The 4,910-nt window shown below is 71.0% G+C and carries 4 protein-coding genes and 1 pseudogene; all 5 read right to left on the reverse strand.

Annotated features, from left to right (window positions below; translation table 11 throughout):
- On the reverse strand, positions 1-212 hold a 212-nt coding region (locus KBX53_RS22305; protein ID WP_210861444.1), incomplete at its 3' end, for a hypothetical protein.
- Positions 213-339: 127 nt separating this feature from the next.
- Positions 340-1,833 (reverse strand): FAD-binding oxidoreductase, encoded by a 1,494-nt coding sequence (locus tag KBX53_RS22310; RefSeq protein ID WP_030327476.1) that lies wholly within the window; start codon positions 1,831-1,833, stop codon positions 340-342.
- Between the two features lie 150 nt (positions 1,834-1,983).
- Positions 1,984-2,709 (reverse strand): HD domain-containing protein, encoded by a 726-nt coding sequence (locus tag KBX53_RS22315; RefSeq protein WP_030327477.1) that lies wholly within the window; start codon positions 2,707-2,709, stop codon positions 1,984-1,986.
- Between the two features lie 83 nt (positions 2,710-2,792).
- A complete protein-coding gene (locus KBX53_RS22320) occupies positions 2,793-4,148 on the reverse strand; it encodes a polysaccharide lyase family 1 protein (protein ID WP_210861445.1) in 1,356 nt (451 codons plus the stop codon).
- 29 nt (positions 4,149-4,177) lie between these two features.
- Positions 4,178-4,910: pseudogene (locus KBX53_RS22325) on the reverse strand (gfo/Idh/MocA family oxidoreductase); the annotation flags it as partial.

The raw sequence follows: 4,910 nt of genomic DNA on the forward strand, positions 1-4,910 counted from the left end.
CCCCGCGCCGCCGCCCGTGCTGGAGGGCAAACCTGGGCTAAGCGCTGGGGGCGCTCGCCGAGCGGCTCACCACGCAGGGCCGGTACGGCGAAGCGGTTCAGGTGGCGTTGACCGCCGTGCACCTGGCCGAACGGAACATCAACGAGGCGGTACGCCGGTTCGAGCTGTTCCGCGCCGACCTCGGCCGGAAGTTGGGCGTCGCCCCCGGACACCTCTCCTTTGTCCTTTGCTCTGCACCCACGGAGGCGACAGTCACCGTCCGTAGTGGGTGCGCCCATGGGTGCAGAGCAAAGGACGCGCATGAGGTGAGGTGAGCCGAGCGGGGCGCGATGAGGCCGGTCAGTGCGTCGCGGGCGGGATGCTCTGCTCGTACTGGAAGACGTTGTGCGGGTCGTACTTCGCCTTGATCTTGCGCAGCCGGGGGAAGTTGCGCCCCCAGTAGGCCTTCTCCCACTCGGCCATGCCGATGTTCGGCACGTTGACGTAGGCGCCGTCCACATAGGGGCGCAGCGCCTGGCTGAACTCGGCGATCCAGGTCTGCGCGATCGGGGTGACGGCGTCGTCGCTGTCGGGCTCGCCTCGGGTGCCCCAGCCGACGCCGGGCTCGGAGTAGAAGAGCGCGTCGCGGTGCGGGAAGGCCGCGCCGCCGAACGGCTCCTGCCGCTGCGCCCCGCGCCCGAAGGCCTGGGTGAAGAAGTTGCTGTCGGGCGAGGGCGCCTTCTCCATGAACGCCTGGACGATGCTGACCGCCTTCTCCGGGAACGGTTCCCGGGTGAACTGGGAGAAGAACTTCCACTTCGCCGGCTCGTCCTCGTTGGGGATCTGGAAGCCGGCGTAGACGTCGCCCCAGCCGCCGGTCTGCACGGTGACAGTGGGATTGCCGATCGACAGGATCGGCGCCAGCAGCTTCCTGGCCTCTGCCTCGGAGCCCTCCGCGAGCACCGCGAACAGCAGGATCTCATCCGGGTGGACCTCGACCTGGCTGCCGAGCCGGGGGTCGGTGAACGGTGCGAGGCGTTGCCAGGCGTCGAAGACCTCGTGCAGGTCTCCGAGACCGGGCCAGGTCACCTGCAGGTAGGCGACGCTGGTCAGCGGAGCGACCTGGTAGGTCAGCGAGGTGACGATCCCGAAGTTGCCGTTGCCCGCGCCGCGCAGCGCCCAGAGCAGGTCCGGGTAATTCCACGGGTCCACCTCGAGCACCTTCGCCCCGTCGGCGCCCGCCGCCACGACGATCTCCGCGCCGATCAGGTTGTCGCAGGCCATCCCGAGGTAGCGGGTGAGGAAGCCGAAGCCGCCGCCGAGGGTGGCCCCGGAGAGGCCCACGGTCCCCTCCGTGCCGGTCGTCGCGGCGAGGTCGTGCTCCCCGAGGGCGGTCACCGCCTCCGACTGGTTGAGCCCCGCGCCGAGCTTCGCCGTGCGGCTGGCGGTGTCGATGTGGACGTCCTTCAGCTCACTGACGTCGATCACGATGCCGTTGTCGACGTTCGACCAGCCTTCCAGGTTGTGCCGGCCACTGCGTACCCGCAGCGCGACGTCGTGCTGCCGCGCCCAGGTGAGCGCGTTGACCACGTCCTGGGTCTCCTGGGCGAAGACGATGACCAGCGGATAGTGCACGAACAGCTCGTCCCAGCCGAGGCTGGCCTGCGCGTAGTCGGGGCTCTGCGGTCGGACGACACGGCCGGTCAGCTGCGCCGGTGGGTACTTCGTGTCCGCGGGCCACCCGGGACCATCGGCCGCGTTCGCCGAGCTGCCAGCGATCACGCTCGGGATAGCGACCGCTCCGGCGCCGACGGCTGTGGCTCTGAGCAGATCCCGACGGGAAAGGTCGCGCATGATCCAAATCCTCTCGATTAGTGGCGCGCCCGAAAGATGAACCACGAGGGGATATACCGCTCATCTGGCGCAAACCAACCGTAATGCCCGAGGCTTCCCGGTAGACCTGAGAACTTGTCACGGAACCCGGTCGGGTGATCAGGGGACGGGTCAGTTCGGCGCGGGCTGGTCCAGGATGGCGCTGAACCGCTCCTCGGCCAGGTCGAGCTGGCCGAAGATGTGCCGCTTCACCGCCAGCGACAACGGGGTGTCGGGTCGGCCGATCAGGTCCCGGAAGAGCGGCACCAGCGGACGGTACTTCCGGGCCGACGAGATCACCTTCGGCCCCACCGTGTGGATCACGCCCACCCCGTTGTCGGTGAAGTCCGACACCTTGATCACCCGGGCCCAGGGCTCGCGCTCCAGGCTGACCGCCAGGTGCTCCCGGTACTGCGCGTTGCGGTCCCGCTCGGGGTCGTACACCGGATTGGTGACCGCAGCGACCAGGGTGGCCACCCGTGGCCCGAACCGCGCGGCGAGCGCGGCCAGCGCGGCCCCGGTCGGGTCGGCCCCCGGGTCACCGTCGGCCAGCTCCGCCGGATGATCCTCGACAGCGTCGTGCAGCAGGCCGGCGACGATCACGTCCACGTCCCGCACCTGGTAGTGGTGCATCAACCGGATCGCCACCCGCAGCAGGTGGTTGAGGTACGGCTCGCGGACGCGTCGATCGTCGCGGTGCAGGTCGGCGGCGAGGTCGAGCGCGGCGGTCAGCCGCGTCCGGGCAGCGTCGTCGAACTGCTGGACCTCCAACCGGAAACGTTCCAGCAGGCCAGGTTCGCCGTGGATCTCGGTGATCGCGTGCATCGGCATGCTGCCCAGGTGCGGCGGGAATTCCATGCGTCACTTATAGCCGATCTTCTCCGCATCGATGAGCCCCTAAGTCGCCGACCCGACCGCGAGTCGCCCGCGCGCCGAGCCGCTCAGATGGGCAGCCGGTCGGCGCCGGCGAGCGGGCCCACCAGGACGGGGACCAGCGGTGCGGGCAGGACGGGGTCGCGGCGCAGGGTGGGCGTCCAGCCCGCGTCCGCGGCCAGGTCGGGGTCATGGGTCGCGTTGTACGCCGCCAGCAGGTCGACCGGTCGCGCCACGCCACCGCCCTGGCGCACCCAGGAACCCCGCTCGGTCACCGCGGTGCCACCCCAGTCGTAGAGCAGGTCGGCCGGGTCGACCGGCGCGTCCAGTGTGAAGAAGTTGTTCTGCGCGTAGATCGCCGACTGGACACCCACGCCGAGCGCGTACTGAAAGTCGTCCCCACCGAGCCGGTAGTGGTTGTTGTAGACGTCGACCTGCCCGAAACGGACCCGGGGCAGTCGTTGCAGGACACCGTCGAAGAGGTTGTGGTGCAGGGTGACCCGCAGCCGGCCCACGTCCGGGCCCACGGTGTTGGACGATCCGATCAACAGCAGCTTGTCCCGACCGGAGAAGCGGTTCCAGGAGGCGGTGACCAGGCTGGCGGTGTGGGTGACGTCCAGCGACCCGTCATGCACCTGGTAGGGCCGACCGAAGTACACCGGCTGGGCGCTGTCCGGGTTGTCGCCGTCGGTGAAGGTGTTGTGGTCGACCCAGACGTTCTCGCTGCGGCGTACCGAGATCTGGTCGTACTGGCTGTTCCAGTTGCCGGCCTCGCCGTCGGTCGGTGACCAGGCCGGGAAGCAGTCCCGGGCGTCGACGAGGGTGAGGTTACGGACGATCACGTTCGACGCCCGGTCGATCATGAGGGTGAGCCCGGTCAGCCGGGCGCCGCGCAGCCCGACGATGGTGGTGTTCGGGCCGACGTTGATTTGGGTCTGCCGGGTCTGGTTGGCCACCGAACGCACCCGCGCCTCCTCCAGCGGCCCACTCGGCGCCACCCGACCCCACACCGCCGGGTCGTACGCGGCCAGGTAGGCGTCCAACCGGTACCCCGGGTCGGCCAGGTCGGCGCAGTCCAGGGCGGTGCCGTCCGGCCCTTCGAAGCCGTCGATGGTGCCGTCGACGTAGATCAGCTTCGGGGTGGCGTCGGCGGCGTTGCTGGCGTTGTCGCCACCCAACGCGGCGACGAGTTCGGCCCGATTGTGGACCACCCGGCTCCGCTCGGGGATGGCCGCCGAGCCGCCGGTGGTGCCCGGTCCGTCGGCCGCCCAGCCATCCCGCGCGGGCAGCGCCTGCCGGCCGAGGTGCCGGGCCGTCCAGGAGAGCCGGTCGGCGGACGGAACGTCCGGGCTCGCCACGGCGGCGGCCGGGGCGGCACCGAGGAGGACGGCGATCACGGTGGCGCCGCCGAGGATTCTGCGCATCGGCTCTCTCCGTTCGTTGTGGTGGAGGTCTATCCCGCCAGCTCGGCGCGGTACGCGGCGGACGCCCACGGCACCGCCAACTCGCTCGGCAGCGCCCCCCGCTCAGCCGACTGGCGCAACACGTCGACGACGCCCCGCAGGTGACGCACCCGCTGCCCGCCCTCGCCGAGGGTGGTCACGAGATCGCCGTCGAGCAGCCGGGGCTCCGGCGCCGGCCGCAGCGCGTCCAGCAGCGCGGTGAACGGCGCGGTACGGGCCAACGGCGCGATCAGCGGCACGCCCACCGGATCGACCCGATGGGCGAGCAGGTTCTCCAGCAGCCCCAACCGCCCCGGCACCCGACGGGTCACCACGTCCCCGGGCAGGCGCAACCGGTCGGTCGGGTACTCCAGCACCGCCTGCCCGGTCGTCCCGGTCACCACCACCTCGCCCGCCACGAACTCCTCCGCGGCCAGGGTCACCGCCACCAGCACCGGTGGCCCGGCCCGGAACCGGACCCGCAGCACGGCGGTGTCCTCCACCTCGATCGGCCGGACCCGGTAGCGTTCCACCTCGATCGCGACCGGCCAGGGCGTCGCCCCGGCGAGCGCCTCGGCGATGGCCAGGCACTGCATCACCGCGTGCGCGAGCGGGTTGGCGAGCGCGCCGTCCAGCACCGGCCGGCCGTCCAGACTCCGACGACCGGCCCAGGGGGAGCGGGCGTAGTAGGCGTCCGGCCGTTGCCAGGCGGCGATGGTGGAGATGCCGGTGACAGTGCCCAAC

Source organism: Micromonospora sp. M51, from assembly GCF_018070305.1.
Classification (GTDB): domain Bacteria; phylum Actinomycetota; class Actinomycetes; order Mycobacteriales; family Micromonosporaceae; genus Micromonospora; species Micromonospora parva.

Coding starts and splice junctions, on each gene's coding strand:
- KBX53_RS22310 (WP_030327476.1), bottom strand. CDS start 1,833: ATGCGCGACCTTTCCCGTCGGGATCTGCTCAGAGCCACAGCCGTCGGC.
- KBX53_RS22315 (WP_030327477.1), bottom strand. CDS start 2,709: ATGGAATTCCCGCCGCACCTGGGCAGCATGCCGATGCACGCGATCACC.
- KBX53_RS22320 (WP_210861445.1), bottom strand. CDS start 4,148: ATGCGCAGAATCCTCGGCGGCGCCACCGTGATCGCCGTCCTCCTCGGT.